The sequence below is a fragment of the Streptomyces sp. NPDC053542 genome (genome assembly GCF_044544685.1).
Lineage (GTDB): Bacteria > Actinomycetota > Actinomycetes > Streptomycetales > Streptomycetaceae > Streptomyces.
The window spans coordinates 584,695-603,845 of record NZ_JBITXL010000001.1; the positions used below are offsets into that span (position 1 = coordinate 584,695).

General features: G+C 71.8%; 15 protein-coding genes. All 15 read right to left on the reverse strand.

Annotated features, from left to right (window positions below):
* Positions 1 to 3 precede the first annotated feature (3 nt).
* Genes rfbC through asnB form a run of 15 tightly spaced genes read right to left on the reverse strand, consistent with a single transcriptional unit; the run spans position 4 to position 19,150 of the window.
* Complete coding sequence (rfbC, locus tag ACIGXO_RS02620) at positions 4 to 555, reverse strand: dTDP-4-dehydrorhamnose 3,5-epimerase (RefSeq protein WP_399779263.1); 552 nt, start codon at positions 553 to 555, stop codon at positions 4 to 6.
* Positions 552 to 1,769, reverse strand: coding sequence for a polysaccharide pyruvyl transferase family protein (locus ACIGXO_RS02625; protein WP_399779265.1), 1,218 nt, complete (start codon positions 1,767 to 1,769; stop codon positions 552 to 554). Before ACIGXO_RS02625 ends, rfbC begins: the two co-directional genes overlap by 4 nt.
* On the reverse strand, positions 1,766 to 2,722 hold the full coding sequence (locus ACIGXO_RS02630) for a glycosyltransferase family 2 protein (RefSeq protein ID WP_399779267.1): 957 nt from the start codon (positions 2,720 to 2,722) through the stop codon (positions 1,766 to 1,768). The genes ACIGXO_RS02625 and ACIGXO_RS02630 overlap by 4 nt, the downstream gene beginning before the upstream one ends.
* On the reverse strand, positions 2,719 to 4,026 hold the full coding sequence (locus ACIGXO_RS02635; protein ID WP_399779268.1) for a hypothetical protein: 1,308 nt from the start codon (positions 4,024 to 4,026) through the stop codon (positions 2,719 to 2,721). Before ACIGXO_RS02635 ends, ACIGXO_RS02630 begins: the two co-directional genes overlap by 4 nt.
* Positions 4,023 to 5,297 (reverse strand): DUF4910 domain-containing protein, encoded by a 1,275-nt coding sequence (locus ACIGXO_RS02640; RefSeq protein WP_399779964.1) that lies wholly within the window; start codon positions 5,295 to 5,297, stop codon positions 4,023 to 4,025. Before ACIGXO_RS02640 ends, ACIGXO_RS02635 begins: the two co-directional genes overlap by 4 nt.
* Positions 5,298 to 5,344: 47 nt before the next feature.
* Positions 5,345 to 6,370 (reverse strand): NAD-dependent epimerase/dehydratase family protein, encoded by a 1,026-nt coding sequence (locus tag ACIGXO_RS02645; protein ID WP_399779270.1) that lies wholly within the window; start codon positions 6,368 to 6,370, stop codon positions 5,345 to 5,347.
* 3 nt (positions 6,371 to 6,373) lie between these two features.
* Positions 6,374 to 7,036, reverse strand: a complete 663-nt coding sequence (locus ACIGXO_RS02650; protein ID WP_399779272.1) for a PIG-L deacetylase family protein — start codon at positions 7,034 to 7,036, stop codon at positions 6,374 to 6,376.
* Positions 7,033 to 7,827, reverse strand: coding sequence for a glucose-1-phosphate cytidylyltransferase (locus tag ACIGXO_RS02655; protein ID WP_399779273.1), 795 nt, complete (start codon positions 7,825 to 7,827; stop codon positions 7,033 to 7,035). Before ACIGXO_RS02655 ends, ACIGXO_RS02650 begins: the two co-directional genes overlap by 4 nt.
* The gene (locus ACIGXO_RS02660) at positions 7,824 to 9,077 is read right to left on the reverse strand and encodes a class I SAM-dependent methyltransferase (protein WP_399779276.1); all 1,254 of its coding nucleotides are present in this window, start codon (positions 9,075 to 9,077) and stop codon (positions 7,824 to 7,826) included. Before ACIGXO_RS02660 ends, ACIGXO_RS02655 begins: the two co-directional genes overlap by 4 nt.
* Positions 9,074 to 10,267 (reverse strand): glycosyltransferase, encoded by a 1,194-nt coding sequence (locus ACIGXO_RS02665; RefSeq protein ID WP_399779967.1) that lies wholly within the window; start codon positions 10,265 to 10,267, stop codon positions 9,074 to 9,076. The genes ACIGXO_RS02660 and ACIGXO_RS02665 overlap by 4 nt, the downstream gene beginning before the upstream one ends.
* 11 nt (positions 10,268 to 10,278) lie before the next feature.
* Positions 10,279 to 11,523: an O-antigen ligase domain-containing protein gene (locus ACIGXO_RS02670; RefSeq protein WP_399779278.1), complete on the reverse strand. Its 1,245-nt coding sequence runs from the start codon at positions 11,521 to 11,523 to the stop codon at positions 10,279 to 10,281.
* A gap of 1 nt (position 11,524) precedes the next feature.
* Positions 11,525 to 13,063, reverse strand: a complete 1,539-nt coding sequence (locus ACIGXO_RS02675; RefSeq protein ID WP_399779279.1) for a right-handed parallel beta-helix repeat-containing protein — start codon at positions 13,061 to 13,063, stop codon at positions 11,525 to 11,527.
* Between the two features lie 8 nt (positions 13,064 to 13,071).
* On the reverse strand, positions 13,072 to 15,042 hold the full coding sequence (locus ACIGXO_RS02680) for an alginate lyase family protein (RefSeq protein ID WP_399779281.1): 1,971 nt from the start codon (positions 15,040 to 15,042) through the stop codon (positions 13,072 to 13,074).
* A complete protein-coding gene (locus ACIGXO_RS02685; protein ID WP_399779283.1) occupies positions 15,039 to 17,228 on the reverse strand; it encodes a bi-domain-containing oxidoreductase in 2,190 nt (729 codons plus the stop codon). The genes ACIGXO_RS02680 and ACIGXO_RS02685 overlap by 4 nt, the downstream gene beginning before the upstream one ends.
* A complete protein-coding gene (gene asnB / locus ACIGXO_RS02690; protein ID WP_399779284.1) occupies positions 17,225 to 19,150 on the reverse strand; it encodes an asparagine synthase (glutamine-hydrolyzing) in 1,926 nt (641 codons plus the stop codon). The genes ACIGXO_RS02685 and asnB overlap by 4 nt, the downstream gene beginning before the upstream one ends.
* Position 19,151 lies beyond the last annotated feature (1 nt).

The window sequence follows — 19,151 nt, forward strand, 5'->3', positions numbered from 1 at the left end:
ACTTCACCCTTCCTTGTGCTTCAGGACCTCGGCGAGGCTCGGCGCCTCCCGGTCCCGCTGGGACATCGAGGTGACCGGCAGCGGCCAGGGAATGGCGAGCTCCGGGTCGTCGAAGGCGATCGTCACGTCCTCGGCCGGATCGTGCGGGCGGTCGATCCGGTACGAGGTGTCGGCGGTCTCGGTCAGCGCCTGGAAGCCGTGCGCGCAGCCCGCCGGGATGTACAGCGTCGTCTGCGTCTCGCCGGACAGCTCGAAGAAGGCCCGGGCCAGGTACGTCGGCGAGTCCGGCCGCAGGTCCACGACGACGTCGAAGACCTTGCCGTACGAGCACCGCACGAGCTTGGCCTCGCCGGCGCCGGAGCGCAGGTGCAGGCCGCGCAGCACGCCTCGGGCCGAGCGGGACAGGCTGTCCTGGATGAAGGCGTTCGGGTCGAGGCCCACCGAGCGGACCACGTCGGCGTCGAAGGTGCGGCAGAAGAAGCCGCGTTCGTCGGCGTACGGCGTCGGCTCGAACAGGTACGCGCCGGAGATCTGCGGGACTTCGGTCGCTTTCATGGGGCCTCTCGATGTACGTGGGTGTGGTCGTGCGTGGGGAACAGGGCTGTGGTCAGGGCGGTGAACTGATCGTTGAGTTGCTGGACGGCGGCCTCGTTCCGCTCGGCGAGGGTCCGCCGCAGCTCGGCCGAGTGCTTCTCCAGCTCCCGGAACTGTTCGAGCAAACGGTCGGCGTCGACCTCGCGGGCCGGGTGGCAGTACGCGCCGAGGCCCATCCGGTCCATGAGCGCGTCGCTCTTCGCCGCGTAGCTGAGTGCGAGCGTCGGTGTGCCGGCCTTCAGCGCGCAGATCAGGTTGTGGTAGCGGGTCGCCACCACGGTGTCGGCGGCCGCCGTCTCCTTCATCAGGTCGGCCAGGGAGGCCGTCTCGGCGACGGTGACCAGCGGCGAGTCCACCGCGTCGAGGATCGCGGCGACCACCGGCGCGTCGCACTCGTCGCCGGTGAGCAGCCGGACCGGCCTGCCGTCCGCGACCAGCGCGTGGACGAAGCGAGTCGTCCCGTCGAGGTAGCGCCGGTATATCTCGTCGGCCCGGGCGCGGTCGTCGTTGCCGCCGTGGAAGTCCATGACGCCGACGCAGACCGTGCCGGGCGGGCCCGAGGGTGGGCTCGTCGGCGGCGTCGGCAGGGCGAATGCGAGGTCCGGGTGGACCGTGTCGCGCGCGGTGTCGACGCCCATCGCCCGCATCGCGTCGCGGGACGGGGCGTCCCGGTACGAGCGGTACGCGGCCAGCCGTGCCGACCAGCGCACCAGGGCGCGGGTCGGCCGGTTGCCGATCGGGGCGGCGCCGACGCCGACCAGCGCGACCGGGGTACCGAACAGCCGGCCGCTCGCGCAGAGCAGGAACAGGGAGTACGGGAAGCCCCACGGCCGCAGTGGCAGCGTGGCCTCCAGGACGCCCATGCCCGGCACGATCACCACGTCGTGCCGGCGCACCCAGGCGGCGGTGCGGAAGACATCGACGAGTTTGCCGAGGCCCTTCGCCGCGATCGCGCCCGCGCGCGACGCGGTGCGGTACTCCCCGCGGTTCCAGTGCAGCCGCGTCGCGGGGATCCCGAACCGGGCCGTCACGGCCTCGGGCCCGCCGCACAGCGCGCCCACGACCGCCTCCGGATGCTCGGTACGGAGGTACCCGAGGACGGCTTCGAGCGATCCGTCATTGCCGAGGTTGCCGGAGCCGAGCAGGCCGAATACCCCCACGCGTACCGGGGTCATCGCTGCCTCCCCTCACGGCCCGCGACGAGGGCGTCGACGGAGACGGTGAGCGCGGCCGGGTCGACCGGGGCGCGGTCCTCGACCCGCTCGCCGGCGCCCGGCCGGACGCGGCTGGTCATCCATGCGGCCAGGTGGCCGTAGCACGCGCGCCGGTCGGCGACGGAGAGCGGCGCCCGCCGGATCGCCGTGACGAAGCCCGCCATGTACTCGGCGAGCAGCCGGGGCGTCGGGTGCAGCGGGCCCGACCGGCGCGGGTCCAGGTTGACGCACCGGGCGCGCTTGGAAGGGTTCGCGCGCTCGGCACGGGTGGGATGGTCGCGGCGGAAGTACAGCAGCTCCGGCACCTGGTGGAAGCGCCCGTGCAGGGTGATCTCGGCGACGAACGTGCGGTCCGCGTGGTGATAGCTGTCGAGCGGCTTCACCCGGCGCAGCATGTCGGCCCGCATCACACCGTAGAAGTCGTCGCCGCCGGGCTCGAACAGCAGGCTGCGGAAGCGCTCGGGGGCGTGCGGTGAGTCGGTGGCGAGCGTGTAGTCGTACGGCACCTTCACCTGGCCGTCGCCGTCGATGACCGCCTGGTCGGCGTGCGCGAGGATCACGTCGGGGCGCTCGTCGAGCGCCTCCACGCAGCGCCGCAGCAGGTCGCGGGCGTACAGGTCGTCGTGCGAGGCCCACTTGAACAGCTCGCCGCGGCACTGGGTGAACACGTAGTTGTGGTTGGGCGTGGCGCCGACGTTCCGGGACAGCCGGAGGTACCGGATGCGGGAGTCCTGCGCGGCGTACTTGCGGCAGATGTCCTCGGTCCCGTCGGTCGAGGCGTTGTCGGAGATGACCAGCTCGAAGTCCTCGTAGGTCTGGCCGAGCAGGGCGTCGAGCGACTCGGCGAGGTACTCCTCGCCGTTGTACACGGGCAGGCCGATGCTCAGCCGGGGAGTGCGGCGAAAAGCAGTCATGGCGTCCTCACTTCGCGAAGGGTGTTCTGGTGGTGCTCGCGCAGGGCCGACCGCAGTTGCAGCCACCACACGGCCGAGCTGCCGACGGTCGCGGCGGCGACGCCCCATGCCGAGCCGACCGTGCCGGCCACGACCGCTCCGCCGAGCCCGCCGCCGACGTAGCAGGCGGAGGCGAAGAGCTGGCAGCGCAGGCTGCGCCGGGCCGCGCCGAGCGCGCGCAGCCCGGCCGCCGCGCCGGTGCCGAGCCCTGCGCCCGCAACGCCGAAGGTGATCGGCACGATGAGCTGCGAGGCGGAGTGCCAGACGTCGCCGAGCACGAGCACGCCGAGCCGGTCCGGCACCAGCAGCAGCGCCCCGCCCCAGAGCAGTGCGGCGGCCGCCTGCCCGCCCCCCAGCCGGAAGCAGAACGGGCCGAGGCGGCGCGGGGCCTGCCGCAGCACCCGTGCCGCCTCCGGGACGGTGACCAGCGACAGGCCCATCAGCACGGCGAGGAACGGGCCCATCAGGAGCTCGGCGCCCCGCACCGCGCCCACCGCGCGGACCCCGACGATCGCGCCGAGCCCGTACGCCCGCAGCTGGCTCGCGCCGCTGAGGCTGACGTTCTCGACCAGGTACCGGTAGCCGAGGTCGCGCTGCTCGCGAAGCCACCCGCGCGCTCCGCCCATCCGGGGCCGGATGCCGGACTGGAGGCAGCCGTACGCCGCGGCCACCGCGGCGGAACCGCCCCAGGCCAGCACGAACGCGGCCACGCTGCCCACGTGGGCCGCCACCACCATGGCGGGGATGAGCGCAACGCCCCACACCACGTCGTTGACGAACGCCTTTTTCCCGGTGCCCGCGGCGAAGAACGAGTACCGCCAGGCGTCCTGCAGCAGCAGCGCCGGCAGCACGACGCCGAGGCACGTGAACGCGGGTCCCACGCTGCCACCGAGGGCGAGGCCGACCGCCAGGCACGCCGCGCCGAGGGCGGCACCGACGCCGAGCGCGGTACCCGACGACCGGGCCACAGCGCCGCGCCAGGACACATCCGGCACGCCGCTGAAGCGCACCACGAGCGGGTCGGTGGCCAGTCCGCGGGAAACGTTGAGCACCACGCCGTAGGTCACCCAGGCCAGGCTGAACACGCCGAACGCGGTCGGCCCCAGCGACCGCGCCACGTAGACCCCCACCGCGAAGTTGCTGATGCTGGAGGCCGCCTGGTCGGCCAGCCCCCAGGACAGCCGGCCGACGAGGGCCCGCCGGGCGGATCCGGCCGGCGGCGCCGTTGTCGTCGTGTTCTCCCCCTCGGTGGTCATCGGCGTCATGCCTTGATCAGCCCGGCGCCGCGCAGGGCATCGGCCGCGACGGCGACGGTGTCGAACGGCAGCCCGGACCGCTCGGCGACGTCCAGCAGACTGTGCTCGCCGTCGGCGAGGTTGAGCACCCAGAGCATGGCCATCTGGGCCTGCTTGGTGTCGCTGCGGCCGCCGAGCGCGTCGTACAACCCACGCCGTCCCAGCTGCGGTTCGCCGTACGGGCTGAGGTTGAGGTACCGCCGGTTGCGGTCCAGCACCGCGAACGCCTCGCGGCAGACGGCGAGCGTGTCCGCCATCGCCTCCGGGGAGACGAAGTCCGGGTTGTCCGCCGAGGTGTGGTACTCGGGATAACCGGCGTACGGGGTCCGGCTGAGCGAGCCCACGCCGAGGTTGAACCCGGGCGAGCAGAACTGCCGCTCGTCGTAGCCGTACGGCGTGAACTCGGTGATGCGGTGCGGGCGTTCGGAGGTGGTGAGGACGTGCCGCAGCACCCGGTCGATCTCCGCGTCGCCGCGTCTGCTCTGCTTGTACGTCAGTTGACCCCGGTCCCCGGCGCAGGCCAGCACCAACCCGTGCTTGACCCGGTCCACCCGCTCCGCGTTGCGGGCCAGCCAGGTGATCGCGCCGATGGTGCCGGGCGCGAAGAGAAACCGGTAGGTGTAGTACGGCGTCGTCTCCGCCAGCGCCCGGGCCAGGAACGTCGCCACCGCGATGCCGGCCAGGTTGTCGTTGGCCAGCGACGGGTGGCAGACGTGGCAGGAGACGATCACCTCGTCGGGGACCTGGCCGGGGACGACGTGCTCGGCGTAGGTGAGGTGGCCGTCCGCGAGGGTGGAGTCGATGCGCACCTCGTACTCGCCGTCCGGCATCGCGTCCAGGGTCTCCTGGGCCAGGCAGAAGCCCCACTCCGGCTTGTAGTAGCTGGTGCGGTACGGCACCCAGGACGGGTGGTCCGGCAGGGTGTGCAGGTGGTCGCGCAGCTCGGAGAGCGGCATGGTCGCCGACACCGGCACGCTGTAGCCGAGCACGTGCAGGCTGGACGCGGCGAAGTCGACGACCCGGTTGCCGGCGGGGTCGGCGACGTACGCGTCCCGGATGTTCCACTCCTGCGGCACCGTCCAGTCGAGTACCTGGGTCCCGGTCGGCACTTCGTGCACCTGCAGCGGGAGGTACTCGCCGACGATGTCCAGGGTGGCGCGCACACCGTCGCCGGTGATGCTCCGGCACAGCGGGTACAACCGCTCCACCAGCGCGTGCATCTCTTCGCCGGCCGCGGTCATCGGCTGTTTGCCCGGCGCGGTCATCGGCTGTTCGTCAGCCGCGGCGGTCATCGGCGCCGCCGCAGGGTGTCGTCGACGGCGCCTGCGTCGGACGCCGCGCGCAGCACGGCGAGGCGGGTGAAGCGCCGCTCGAAGTCCTCCTTGGACAGCCCGTGCTTCCGGTAGGCGTCGGCGAGTTCGAGCGCGCCCTGCTTCACGGTCCACTCGCAGTCGAAGCCGGGGAGCGCCGTGCGGAACCGGGAGAAGTCCACCCGGTACGACCGCGGGTCGGCACCGTTCTCGCCGGTGATCCGCACCTTCGCGCCGGGCACCGCCTCGGCGACCTGCTCGGCGATCTCGGCGACCGTGACGTTGTTGACCTCGCTGCCGATGTTGAAAGCGCGGTCGTGCACCGCTTCGCGCGGCGCGGTCAGCGCGGCCGTGAAGGCCCGTGCGATGTCGGCTGCGTGCACCAGCGGGCGCCAGGGGGTGCCGTCGGAGAGGACCAGCACCTCGCCGGACAGCAGCGCATGGCCCACCAGGTTGTTCAGCACGATGTCGGCGCGCAGCCGGGGCGAGTAGCCGAAGGCGGTGGCGTTGCGCATGTACACCGGGGTGAAGTCGCCGTCGGCCAGCGCGTGCAGGTCGTCCTCCACCCGCACCTTGGACTCCGCGTACGGCGTCACCGGGCGCAGCGGCGCGTCCTCGCCGACCAGCTCGTCGCCGCCGGCGGCGCCGTAGACGGAGCAGGTCGAGGCGTACAGGAAGCGCCGCACTCCGGCATCACGGGCCAGCTTGGCGAGGCGTACGGACGCGTGGTGGTTGATGTCGTAGGTGAGCTCCGGCGCCAGCGATCCCAGCGGGTCGTTGGAGAGCGCGGCCAGGTGGATGACGGCGTCCACCCCGGCCACGTGGTCGGCCGTGATGTCGCGCAGGTCGACCTGGTGACCCGCCGGGTCGGCGGGCGTCGGGCCGAGGACGCAGTCGGCGAACAGGCCGGAGTCGAGGCCGACGACTTCGTGTCCGGCGGCCGCGAGGACCGGGGCCATGACGGTGCCCAGGTAGCCCTGGTGTCCGGTGAGCAGTACGCGCAAGGTTCAGTCCCCCAGGGTGGAAGTGCCGAGGTTGAGAGTGAGTTTGGTGACGGCGAACGCCTCGGCGTATCGCTCGTGGCATTCGATGCCGCGGATGCGGGCAAGGCCGAGGAATGCCTCCCGGTCGTACCAGGGCCGGTGCCGCTGCGAGGGGTAGTGCTCCGCCAGCAGCCGCACCTTCTCTTCGGCGGTCTCCGGTGACAGCGGTTGGTACGCCGCCATACGGCCGAGATCACCGTCCCACTTGACGATCTCGTAGCCGAGCACGAGGTGGTCGCGGAATGCGGTGGGTATCAGCTGCGCCAGGCCGCGGTGGTCCTGGTGCGCGTCGTCGGTGCGCGGGGCCAGGATCAGGTCCGGGTCGGTCTGCGCGCGCAGTTCCTCGACCGCGGTCTTGGCCTCGTCCCAGTGCGCCCGCTGCCGGCCGTCCGGCAGCTTGAGCACGGTCAGCCGCAGGTCGGCGCCCGGGCAGAAGGCGGCGAGCGCGGCCTGCTCCTCCTGCTCCCGCTCGCTGCCGCCGCCGGAGAGGACCAGTGCGTCGACGCGGATACCCGGCCGCGCGTGACACAACGTCAGCAGTGTGCCGCCGGCGCCGATGGCGATGTCGTCGCAGTGCGCGCCCACCGCGACGATCCGGTCCAGGCGCCCGGTCCCGAGCCGGATCACGCGCGCACCCCCGCGTCGTCCCGCTCCCACACGGCCCACGGGCGGTCGCCCCGGGCGTAGGCGGCGTCGAGCGCGGCCTTCTCCTTCACCGTGTCCGTCGGCTTCCAGAAGCCGCGGTGCTGGTGCGCCACCAGCCGCCCCCGCTTGGCCAGTTCGGCGCAGCCGTCGGCGACCAGGTCGCCGTTCTCCGGTATGTGGTCGAAGACCTCCTGGCGGAGCACGAAGTAGCCGCCGTTCTCCCACAGCGGCAGTTCGCTGACCGCGGTGATGCCTCCCACCAGGCCGTCCTCGCCCAGCTCCACGCAGTGGAACGAGGACTGCGGCGGTACCACCATCATCGACGCACCGGCATCACGCCGGGCGAACCGGTCGATCATCTCCGGCAGCGGGGCGTCGGTGAGCACGTCGGCGTAGTTGGCGAGGAACATCTCGTCGCCGTCCAGGTGGTGCCGCACGCGGCGCAGCCGCTCCCCGATCGGCGACTCGATGCCGGTCTGCGCGAACGTGATCGTCCAGTCCGAGATGTCGGTGGACAGCAGCTCGGTCCGGCCGCCTCTCAGCACGAAGTCGTTGGACGTCGTCTCCTCGTAGTTGAGGAAGAAGTCCTTGATGTGGTGGGCCCCGTAGCCGAGGCACAGGATGAACTCCGTGTGCCCGAAGTGCGCGTAGTAGCGCATCACGTGCCAGATCAGCGGCCGCGGGCCGACCATCGCCATCGGCTTGGGCACGTCATCCGCGGCGCCGCTCCGCATCCGCATCCCGTAACCGCCACAGAACAGTACGACCTTCATGACTTGCTGACCTCGGCAATGCTCGGTTCGACAACGCTCAGTTCCGGGATGGGGAAGACAAGGCGGCCGCCCCAGTCGCCTACGTAGGACAGCTGCTGGACCAGCTCGGCCCGCAGGTTCCACGGGAGGACGAGGACATAGTCCGGTCGGTCGGCGGCTATCTGCTCGGGCGGCAGGATCGGGATGCGGGTGCCCGGGGTGAATCGGCCGTGCTTGTACGGGTTGCGGTCGACCGTGTACGGAAGCAGGTCGGGGCGGATGCCGCAGTGGTTGAGCAGGGTGTTGCCCTTGCCCGGGGCGCCGTAGCCAACGACCGTCCTGCCCTGCTCGGCCGCCTCGATGAGGAACTTGAGAAGGTCGCGGCGCACCTTGGCCACCCGCGCGGAGAACTCGGTGTACCCGGACAGCTCCTGCAGCCCGGCGGCCTTCTCCCGGGCCAGCACGTCGGCCACCCTCTGTGTCGGCTCGCCGGCCACCTCGGCCGGCCGGGCCCACAGCCGGATCGAACCACCGTGCGTGGGCAGCAACTCGACGTCCACGAGCGCGAGTCCGCCGCTGGCGAGCGCCCGGATCGCGGAGGCGACCGTGTAGTACTGGAAGTGCTCGTGGTAGATCGTGTCGTACTGGTTCTCCTCGATCAGGGACAGCAGGTGCTGCACCTCGATGGAGACCCAGCCGTCGTCGGCGACCAGGGCGCGCAGGCCCTGGGTGAACCCGACGACGTCGGGGATGTGCGCGTACACGTTGTTGGCCACGACCAGGTTCGCCGGGCCGTGCTCGGCGCGGACGGCCGCGCCGGTCTCCGGGCTCAGGAACTCCGTGAGCGTGGGCACGCCCGCGTCCCGCGCCGCGGCGCCGACGTTCACCGACGGCTCGATGCCGAGGCAGCGGATTCCCCGGTCCACCACGTGCTTCAGCAGGTATCCGTCGTTGCTCGCGACCTCGACGACGAAGGCGTCGGGGCCCAGCCGCACTTTCTGTACGGCGTCGGCGACGTACGTGCGCGCGTGCTCCACCCACGAGGTCGAGTACGAGGAGAAGTACGCGTACTCCTTGAACGTCTCCTCCGGCGTGATCAGCGGCGGGAGCTGCGCCAGCCGGCAGTCGGTGCAGACCCGCAGGTGCAGCGGATACGCGGGCTCCGGCTGATCCAGTTGGTCCGCGGCGAGAAAGCTCTCGCACGGCGGTGTCGCCCCCAGATCGACGACGCTCTCCAGCGCCGTCGAGCCGCAGAGTCGGCATCGTGTCATGTGTTTCCCCCACTTATCGCGGTGCGGTACTCATTCACCAGGCGCTCCAGCCCGACGGCCGGGCTGAAACCCTGTTCGTAACGGCGCCGGGCCGCCTGTCCCATCTCCCGGTTGCGGGCCGGCTCAGCCGTGATCCGCCGTATGCCGGACGCGAGCGAGGCGGCCTCGCCCGGCCGGTGCAGCAGCCCGGTCACCCCGTCCTCGACGAGTTCGACGAAGGCACCGTGGCCGGCGGCGACGACCGGGACCCCGGCCGCCATCGCCTCCACGACCACCAGGCCGAACGCCTCCAGCCACGTCGAGGGAGCCACCACGGCGACCGACCGTGCGATGGCCTTTTGGCACTCCGCCGTGTCGTACAGGCCGACGTACCGCACGTCGTCCCGGCCCGCGGCCCAGGCGGTCACCTCTCCCTCCAGCGGCCCCGTACCGGCGATCACGAGCGGTACGCCCACACCGCCGCTCGCCGCGAGCTCGTCCCACGCGGCCATGAGCAGCCGTACGCCCTTGGCCTCGGCGAGCCGGCCGAGGTAGAGCACGTGCTCGCCGTCGTCCGCTCGGCGGGCTTCCGGCTCCGGCACGAAGTTGTGCTTCACCGCCAGCCGCTCGGCCGGCATGCCGGCGCGCACCAGGACGTCGCGCTGTGCCGCGGAGATGCAGAGGAACCGCTCCACTCCGGTCCACCACCGTCGCCGGTTGACCGACAGGCTGACCGCGAGCGGCACCGTCGCGAGGCGGGAGTTCCGGTAGCAGCCGTGCCGGACGGCGGGGAGCGGCGCCTTCGCCCCGACGCACTCGGTGCACGGCCGGCCGTCCCGTTGCAGCGTGCCGGGCGGGCAGACCTGGGTGTAGTTGTGCAGCGTGGCGACGGCGGGCACCCCGGCGTCGGCGCAGGCGGCCAGCACCACGGGCGACAGGAGCGGGAAGACGTTGTGGACGTGCACCACGTCAGGGCGCTCGGTACGAAGCCTGGCCGCGAGCTCCGTGCGCACCGCCGGGTTCCACGGCACGAGCAGCGGCACCGCGGCCTTGCTCAGCAGGGACCGGGCGGCGATGTCGTCGCTGCGCCGCTCGAACACCTCGACCCGGTGGCCGGCGCCGCGCAGCAGCGCGACCTCCTGGTCGACGACCTTGTTCTCTCCGCTCGGCTGCGCCGAGGCGTAGCGGTTGTGTACGACGAGAACGTGCAAGCCGTGCATGCTCAGATCACCTCCGATCTCTGGGCCCGGCGCGGGATGCGTCGTCGAGGGCCTTCGGGCGTTGTGAGGGGGTCGGCCGCGGCAGGTGCGGGTGCCGCCAGCAGCGAGGCGGCGACGGCCAGATGCAAGAGATACGGCGAGGCGTCGCCGAGCCCCGCCTCGGTGTACGACGCGATCGCGCAGTAGCTGATCAGGAAGATCGCGCAGGCCCTCGACAGCGACGGTGGCCGCAACAACGCGACGCCGCCCAGCACGACGAAGACCGCCGCGACCAGGGCGACGCCGGTCAGCCCCTGTTCCTGGTAGACGGCCAGCCAGCTGTTGTCGATCGGCAGCCCGCCGAACGACTTGTCGCCCAGGCCCACTCCGAACAGCTGCTCCACGGTCGACCGGGGCGCCGCCAGCAGCGCGTCCCAGACCTTGGCCCGGCCGGTGAGATTGGAGAAGTTCTCCTGGCTCTGCCCGCGCAGAAACCACGCCTGTAGTGCGGAGCTGAACGCCACCGCGGCCACCGCGGCGCACAGCACCGCCCGGGTGAAGAACCGGCGCGCAGCGGCGCTGGTCAGCAGGAGCGAGCCGATCGCCAACGCCAGCCCGACGAGCAGGCCGACCGTGGCCGTCCGGGTATGGGTCAGCGCGAGCAGGACGAGTGACGGCACGATGATCACCGCCGCGCTGACCTTGTCGGTCCGGCGGCCCAGTACGAGCAGCACCGTGAGCCCGATGATCACCGCGGCGTACTGGCCGATCTGCGGCGGCGTGAGCGGCCACAACGCGCCGACCAGCCGCCCGCCGTAGAGCTCGGGCAGGGCCGCGCCCGGCGAGATGACCAGCCCCGCGGCCACCGACCCGAGCACCGCGAAGTACATCCGGATGTGGTGCCGGACGAACGTCGGGCCGCCGTCCCACCAGCGGCTGAGCAGCCACAGTGTGCCGACGAAGAGGGCCAGCCGGGCGCACCGGAACAGCGCACCGAATCCGGCCTCCAGGTGCGCGCTGGAGAGCACGCTCGTCACCAGCAGCAGGGTGAGCAGGAACAGGTAGGCGCTGGGCCGGATGCGCAGCCGGGGATTGAGTGCGAGCGCCAGCGAGAACGCGACGGCCAGCGCACCCATGGTGACCAGCTGGATCAGGGAGCGGGGCAGCGGGACGATGGTCTTCGCGCCGGCGGAGCCGAGCGTGTTGAGGACCAGCAGCCCCCAGATGATCCCGACGGTCTTCGGTGTGCCCACGGAGTCCCGGTCCATCTCAACCACCGGCCCGTGGGGCGAAGGTGCTGCCCGCGTCCTGCTGGTACGGCGTGGCCTGCCACTGCCCGGAGTCGAGCACCTGGCTCGGGTCCTGGACGACGAACTTCCACGGTCCGACGTAGACGTTGTCGTGCCAGCGGTTGTGCTGCTCTCGGGTGATCGCCTCGGCCACTCCCTCGCCCTGGTACGGCGACCAGTCCGGGTAGGTGCCGTAGTTGGCCAGCACCGCCATGCGGTCGCACTTCACCGTGCACTTGACGACGGACTTGTCGAGCACGAAGCGGTTGCCGTGGATGTCCACCCGCTGGGTCTTCCACCGGCAGTCGGCGTAGAGCGGTGCGGTGGCGATCGCCGGCCGCGCACAGCGGTCGGTCTTCTTCACCAGCAGTGTGCAGTCACCGGACGAGGTGTTGGCCGGGCTGTTGCAGAACCGGTCGGCGTTCTCCCACAGGGTGATCCCGGACCAGTTGTTCACCAGCACGTTCCGGTAGATCTCGATCTTGTCGGTGCGGGCTCCGATCCGTGGTTCGCCGCCGGACTCGGACAGGTAGACGGTGGCGAACGGGAAGCTGTCGCCCCGGTCGGCCGCCCTGCGGCCCTCGACCCAGTTGTTCCGCCGGATCGTGTTGTGCCGGATGACCGCGTTGTAGCTGGTCTCATAGATCAGCGCGGCACCGTCGTTGGCCTCCAGCACGTTGTTCTCGATGCGGAAGTCGTTGTTGTTGGTGTCCGCCCACAACCCCGTTCCGCGGTTGTCGTGCACCCAGTTGCCGCGCACGTCGGCGCCGTCGACGGCCCAGAACTTGACGCCTCCGGTACAGCCGCAGCCCTTCCGCCGCCGCTCCCAGTCGCCGGTGTTGTTGCCCGTGATCTCGTTGCCCTCGACCACCAGGTCACCGATGCGGCCGCCGGACTTGTACGCATTCATGCCGTACTGGCCGTTGTCGCGCAGGCAGCTGGCGCGGACCCGCTGGCGGGCACCGGCCATCAGGCCGGCGCCGGAGTTGTGCTGGATCGTCGCGTGCTCGATCACCCAGCCGTCGGCCGAGTCATGGTTGACCACGCCCTCGTTCTGCGGCGCGACGAAACCCTGCACGGTCAGGTGGCGGATGGTGACGTCGCGGGCGCTGCCGCCGAACGCGTACTGGTTCTTCTGCCGGCCGTCGAGCACCGCGCCCGGCGCACCGAGGTAGCGGTTCCCCTTCTTGGGGATGACCTGGGCGTAGCGGTCCGGGTCGAGCCGGTGCTTGCCCGGTCGAAGCCAGAACGTGGTGTTCGGTGGGCGGCTCTTGGTCTTCGCAGCCAGGTCACCGACCACCGCGGGGTCGACCGGCACCGCGTCCGCCGGCGCCTTCGCCGGCCCGGCAGCGGGCCTGTCGCACACTCGGGCCACGGGCGTGGCCGACGCCCCGGGCCTGGACGACGCACCGGCCGCCTTCGCCGGGGCGTCCGGCGTGCTCGTACAGCCGGACACCGCCAGCAGGGCCAGCGTCAGCGGTGCCGCCGCCCACGCCCAGTGCCGTCTCTTGCTCTCCACGCGCCCCCCTAGCCGTGGAACCTGAGCACGGTGGTGAACTCCCCCGGCAGCACAGCGCTGTCGGTGAAGCCGGTGCCGATCAGGGTGGTGGTGGGTTCCTTGCGCCCGAAGCCGGCGGAGTACCAGCCCAGCGGGGGCGCGGTCTCGCCGCGGTGCGCCCGCCAGTTCAGCTCGCCGGGCAGCTCCAGCTCAGCGGAGCGGTGCTCGCCGTCCAGGGTCCAGGTGAGCACCGCTCGGTCGCCCGTCAGGTGCGCGGTGATCGCGGGGCCGAGGTGGAACGCCAGACGTACGTCGCGGCCCGGGCCGCGCACCTCGTCGACGATCCTCACCTCCCGTGTCGAGGCGGCAAGTTCGACCCGGCGTCGGTGCACGGCGCCCTGGTAGCCGTCGTGCTCGGCAGACCAGCGGGCCGCACCCGCCTCCAGGACGCGAGTGCGCGCATGCCGGGTCCACAGGAACGGGCCCCCGGAGACGGACTGGTCGGCGCCGTCCAGCTGCAGGGTGTTGTGGCCGAGGGTCGAGCGGAAGTACTGCCGCCACTCGGGCTGCCCGTGGTAGCAGTACGTCCCGGGGTCGGCGAGCACGTCGACCCCGTCGTGCCGGACCTCCACGGACAGCGCGTCGGCGTGGGCGTGTGCGGCGATGGACAGGAAGCCGTGCGGACCGCCGTCGCAACGGCACCAGATCTCCCCCGGGCCGCGCAGGATGGTCATGCCCGCGTCGGCGAAGTGCGCGGGGCGGCTTGCCGGCCGGGACACGGACAGCGCAGTGGGCTTGATGAGCGCGGCCAGCAACGGAGTACGCACGTCGGTGCCGGTCACCGCCGGCCACCAGGCGAGCCGGCCGAACACGGCCTCCCCGGTGGCCAGCAGCGAGCCCCAGCGGTCGGTGCCCGCGCCGTCCACGATCAGACCGTGTCCGTCGTCCGCGTCCCCCTGGCGCGGCGGCCGCAGCCGGTTGTCCACGACGGCCGCGAGCGCGTCGGTCATCCGCAGCAGTACCAGCCGGACCGTGGCGGGGACCGGCACACCGGCGGCATCCGCCTCGGCCAGCGCGGCCAGGCCCAGCTCCAGTACAAGGCCGTGGTACTCGGTGGCCAGCTCCCGGTTGAGACCGGAGAGGAAGGTGTTGGCGCGCAGGTGGCGCTCCAGCGACCGCAACGCGCTCGCCCGCCAGCGCGCCGACGACGGGAACCAGTCGAACGCGCAGGCCGCGGCGAACTGCCCGGCGGCCTCGGCGATGACGTGGTTGTTCGCCGACGACCCCCGGCTGGGGAAGGCGGCCAGCCAGCGCTGGTGGTGCCAGATCTGGTTCCGCGCCACCGGGTTGTCCTCGAACAGCCCGGCCGCGCCGGCCCAGCCGTCGAGCAGCCGGCGGACCCACACCCAGGACAGCAGCCGGATGCCCAGCTCGATGCCGCTGATCCAGTGCACGCCGCGCAGCGGTGGGTTGGCCGCCCACCACGACCGCAGGTGCGCGGCCACGCGCTCGGCGTACCGCTCGTCCCCGGTGACCGCGTAGGCGGCGGCGAGCACGGTGAGGTACTGGTGCCGGGACGGCTCCCAGATCTGCTTGATGTCCCCGACCGCCTCCTCGTCCCGGTACGGCACGTCGAAGGCGTAGCCCCACGGAGCCCGGCGGCCGGTCTTCGGGTCGTACCACCAGTCCGGGTCGACCAGGTCGTCACGGACCACACCGAAGTACTCGATGTGCCCGTACATCAGCCGGTCCGCCTCGGCGACGAGGCGTTTCGCGGCGTCCGGAGGTATGGCGGCGATGGTCCCGGCGGGCAGTACCGCCGTGCTGCGTCTTCCCGGGGGATGCCCCCCGGCCCCCCAGTGGGCGCCGGTCACGCTCGGGCAGTCAGGGCGTGCCGACCGCCACCGCCGTCGGCGCACCGCGTCGCCCACCCGGCCGCCGATCTCCCGCGGTTCCATCCGGGAAAGGCGTCGTAAGTACCAGCCCGCGCTCATGGTCATCGTGCCCGCTCCAGCGTCACCGGCGCGCCGTCGGCCAGGCCGGCCTGCACGGCGAGGGTGGCCGCGGTGGTGGCGGCCAGCGACTCCAGCGGCACCGGCATCGGCCCACCGGTCCGGACGGCCCTGACGAACGCGGCCAGCTCGGCGTTCTGGCCCTTGTCCCGGGCCTTGGGCAGCCGCGAGCTGTCCCACTTCTTACGGCCGGCTGTGCTTTTTTCGAAATACACCGAGGCCCGGACGAAGTCGTCGAGCCGCAGCGCCTTGCCGTCCGCGACCAGGTCGAGGGTCTCCTTGGGGAGACTGGCCGGGCCCGTGGTGACGTAGCTGATGGTGGCGGTGGACCCGTCCGGGTAGCGCAGTACGACCTGCAGGTCCTCGTTGCCGGACGGGGCGACCGCGTACACCGAGACCGGGTCGGCCCCGAGCAGCCAGCTCGCCGTGTCGATGAAGTGTCCGCCCTCACCGGCGAACCGCGAGCCCTCGGTACCCTGCTGGAGGTACCAACTGCCGTGCTGCAGCCGGCCCGCGTTGACCAGGTAGCGGAGGCTCGCCGGACCGGTCCGGGCGCCGAACCGCTTCTTGGCCTCCTGCAGCAGCGGCGCGAACCGGCGGTTGAAGCCCACCTGGAGCCGGTCGTTGCCGGACTCCTCCACCGCGGCCAGTACGCCGGCCAGCTCGTCCTCGGTGAGGGCCAGCGGCTTCTCCACGAACACGGCCTTGCCCGCCAGCAGCGCCTTCCGGGTCAGCTCGGCGTGCGAGCTGTGCCGGGTGACGACGAACACCGCGTCGATGGACTTGTCACCGAGTACGGCGTCGAGGTCGGTGGTCGCCTCGGCGAAGCCGAACTTCCGCTGCGCGTTGGCCGCGGACAGCGCCGTCGTGGTGACGACGGTCGACAGCTCGACGCCGTCGCGCTGTGCCAGGTGCGGCAGCAGCATCGACGTGGCGTAGTTTCCGGCGCCGATGAACGCGAGGCGCACGGGCGACTTCACGCTCCGGGCCGGGCTCGGCTTCACGGTCACCCTGGGCACGGCGACCGCCGGGGCCTCGGCCTCCACCTTCTCCTCGGGATAGCGGAAGAGAACCGCCACGGCCTTCAACTCGCCGTCCTTCAGACGCTGGTACGTCTCGACGGCGTCGTCGAAGTCGGCGATGTGCGAGATCAGGGGCTGCACGTCGACGCTGCCGCGGGCGGCGAGATCGAGGAAGCACGCCAGGTTGCGGCGCTCGGTCCAGCGCACGTAGCCGATCGGGTAGTCCCGGCCTTCCAGCTCGTACTCCGGGTCGTAGCGACCGGGACCGTACGACCGGGAGAACCGGACGTCCAGCTCCTTCTCGTAGTACGCGTTCCACGGCAGGTCCAGGCGGCACTTGCCGATGTCGACGACCCGGCCGCGGTCCCGGCAGAGCCGGGCGGCCAGCTCGACGGGCTGGTTGCTGTTGCCGCCGGCGGCCAGATACACCTGGTCGACGCCGTGCCCGCCGGTGAGCTCGGCGACGGCGGTCTCGACGGCAGCGGAGGCGGGATCGCCGCAGGCCGCGGCGCCCAGCCGCTCGGCGAGCTCGCAGCGCGCCGGGTCGGGGTCGGCGCCCACGACGCGGACTCCCGAGGCGGTGAGGAGCTGCACCACCAGCTGCCCGATCAGGCCGAGGCCGATGACCAGTGCCACTTCGCCGAGCTGTGGCTCGCCCTGGCGGACGCCCTGCATCGCGATGGACCCGACGGTGCCGAAGGCCGCGTGCCGCGGCGCGAGGCCGTCCGGTACCGGGGTGTAGAGGTTCTTCGGTACCCAGTTCAGCTCGGCGTGCAACGCGTGCTCATTGCCGGCGCAGGCCACGAGGTCGCCGACCTTCACATCGTCGATCCCGGCGCCGACCTGCTCGACCACCCCGCACAGCGAGTAGCCCAGCGGCGTGTAGGAGTCCAGCTTGCCCATCACCTTGCGGTAGGTGGCGGGCACCCCGTTGGTGGCCACGCTCTGCATGACCTTGGCCACCTGATCGGGGCGTGAGCGGGCCTTGCCCACCATCGACATGCCGGCCTCGGAGACCTTCATCATCTCGGTACCGGTGGATATCAGCGAGTACGCGGTCCGTACCAGCACACCGCCCGGCTTGCACCCCGGCACCGGCACGTCGAGCAGCGCCAGCTCGCCGCTCTTGTAGTTCTGCACGACCTGCTTCACACGAACTCCTTGGACTGCTTGGACACTGCGCCGCGGTACCAGTACTCGAGGGTCAGCACATGCCAGAGATGCTTGGAGAAGTCCTGCTGCCCGGCGGCGTCCTCGGCCACCAGCCGCCGCAGTGCGTCGCGGCGCAGGAACCCGGACTTGACGAGCTCTCCGTCGTTGATCACCTCGCGCACCAGCGGCGCGAGGTCCCGGCTCATCCAGGCCCGCAGCGGCGCGCTGAACAGGCCCTTGGGCCGGTAGACGATCTCCCGGGGCAGGATCGAGGTGGCCGCCTCCTTGAGCACGGCCTTGCCCTGCCGTCCGGCGATCTTGCGGTCGCCGGGGAAGGCGAACGCCGCCTTGACCACCTCGACGTCCACGTACGGCACCCGCACCTCCGTCGACGCGGCCATGCTCGACCGGTCGGTGTAGGCGAGGTTCAGACCCGGCAGGAACATCCGGGAGTCGCCCAGGCACATGCGGTTCACGAAGTCGTCGAGCTCGTTGTCCTCGTAGATGTCCGCGTGCTCACTCAGCACGTCGTCGACCGTGCCGGCCAGGTCCGGGTCGACCAGCGCGAGCAGCTCGTCCCGGTCGTACATGGTGTAGCTGCGCCGGAAGGCGGTCTCCTCCGGCAGCTCGGCGAAGGACAGGAACCGCTTCGCGAACCGCACGGACCGCAGCCCCCGGCGGCTGGTGGCGACCGGCAGCCGGTCGACGGCCGCGGACACCCCGCGCCGCAACGGGCGCGGGACGCGCTGGTAGCGCAGTGCCATCTTGTTGGCCAGGTGCCTGCGGTATCCGGCGAACAGCTCGTCGGCGCCCATCCCGGAGAGCATCACCTTGACCCCGGCTTCCCGTGCTGCCGAGCAGATCAGGAAGGTGTTGATGGCGGCGGGGTCGCCGATCGGCTCGTCCAGGTGGTACGTCATCCGCGGCAGCAGGTCGAGCACGTTCGGAGCGATCTCGATCTCGTGCAGGTCGACGCCGAACCGCTCGGCCACCTGCCGGGCGTAGCGCAGGTCGTCCGGCATCGCCTCGAACCTGGCGTCCTCGGCGCGGAATCCGATCGTGTAGGCGGAGATCCCGGGCCGGTGGCGGGCCGCAAGCGCGGTCAGCCAGCTGGAGTCGAGGCCGCCGGAGAGGAAGGTCGCCACGGGTACGTCGGAGAGCAGGTGGCGCCGGGTCGACTCCTCGACGATGGCGGCCAGATCCGGCTGCTCGCCGCTGCGGGCCCGCTCCCGGCCCTCGGCGGCGACGTCCTTCAGGTGCCAGTACCGGCCGCGCTCCACCCGGCCGTCGGGCCGCACCCTGAGCCAGCTCCCCGGCGGCAGCTTCTCCGCCTCGCGGAACGCGCAGCGCGAGTCCGGCACCCAGTAGTACAGCAGCGAGGCCACCAGCGCCGCGTGGTCCACCTCCAGCGACCCGCCGGTGGCGGCGGCCAGCGCCTTGAGCTCGGAGGCGAACACCAGGCCCGCGCCGCGCCGCAGGAGGAACAGCGGCTTGATGCCCAACTGGTCGCGGGCCAGCACCAGTTCACCGGTGCGCTCGTCGAAGATGCCGAAGGCGAACATGCCGCGCAGCCGGGGCAGGCAGTCCGTGCCCCAGCGCCGCCAGGCTTCAAGAAGCACCTCGGTGTCGGAGGTGCCGCGGAAACGCACTCCGGCGGCGGCCAGTTCGGCACGCAGCTCGGGCGCGTTGTAGAGCTCGCCGTTGTACGTCAGGGCGAGGCCGTCCGAGACCATCGGCTGGGCGCCGGTCCCGGACAGGTCGATGATGGCCAGCCGGCGGTGGCCGAGGTGCACCTCGCCGTCACCGGCGGAGTGGCTGTACCGGCCCGCCCCGTCCGGACCGCGGTGGGCGAGGGTGTCGGTGAGCCGGTCGGTCACGATCTTGCCGTCCGGCCATCTGTACGTGCCTGCGATGCCACACATG

Excerpts from the sequence above, each read along its gene's own strand:
- ACIGXO_RS02625 (WP_399779265.1), bottom strand. The coding sequence starts at position 1,769 with ATGACCCCGGTACGCGTGGGGGTATTCGGCCTGCTCGGCTCCGGCAAC.
- asnB (WP_399779284.1), bottom strand. The coding sequence starts at position 19,150 with ATGTGTGGCATCGCAGGCACGTACAGATGGCCGGACGGCAAGATCGTG.
- ACIGXO_RS02630 (WP_399779267.1), bottom strand. The coding sequence starts at position 2,722 with ATGACTGCTTTTCGCCGCACTCCCCGGCTGAGCATCGGCCTGCCCGTG.
- ACIGXO_RS02635 (WP_399779268.1), bottom strand. The coding sequence starts at position 4,026 with ATGACGCCGATGACCACCGAGGGGGAGAACACGACGACAACGGCGCCG.
- rfbC (WP_399779263.1), bottom strand. The coding sequence starts at position 555 with ATGAAAGCGACCGAAGTCCCGCAGATCTCCGGCGCGTACCTGTTCGAG.
- ACIGXO_RS02660 (WP_399779276.1), bottom strand. The coding sequence starts at position 9,077 with ATGACACGATGCCGACTCTGCGGCTCGACGGCGCTGGAGAGCGTCGTC.
- ACIGXO_RS02640 (WP_399779964.1), bottom strand. The coding sequence starts at position 5,297 with ATGACCGCGGCCGGCGAAGAGATGCACGCGCTGGTGGAGCGGTTGTAC.
- ACIGXO_RS02680 (WP_399779281.1), bottom strand. The coding sequence starts at position 15,042 with ATGACCATGAGCGCGGGCTGGTACTTACGACGCCTTTCCCGGATGGAA.
- ACIGXO_RS02670 (WP_399779278.1), bottom strand. The coding sequence starts at position 11,523 with ATGGACCGGGACTCCGTGGGCACACCGAAGACCGTCGGGATCATCTGG.
- ACIGXO_RS02655 (WP_399779273.1), bottom strand. The coding sequence starts at position 7,827 with ATGAAGGTCGTACTGTTCTGTGGCGGTTACGGGATGCGGATGCGGAGC.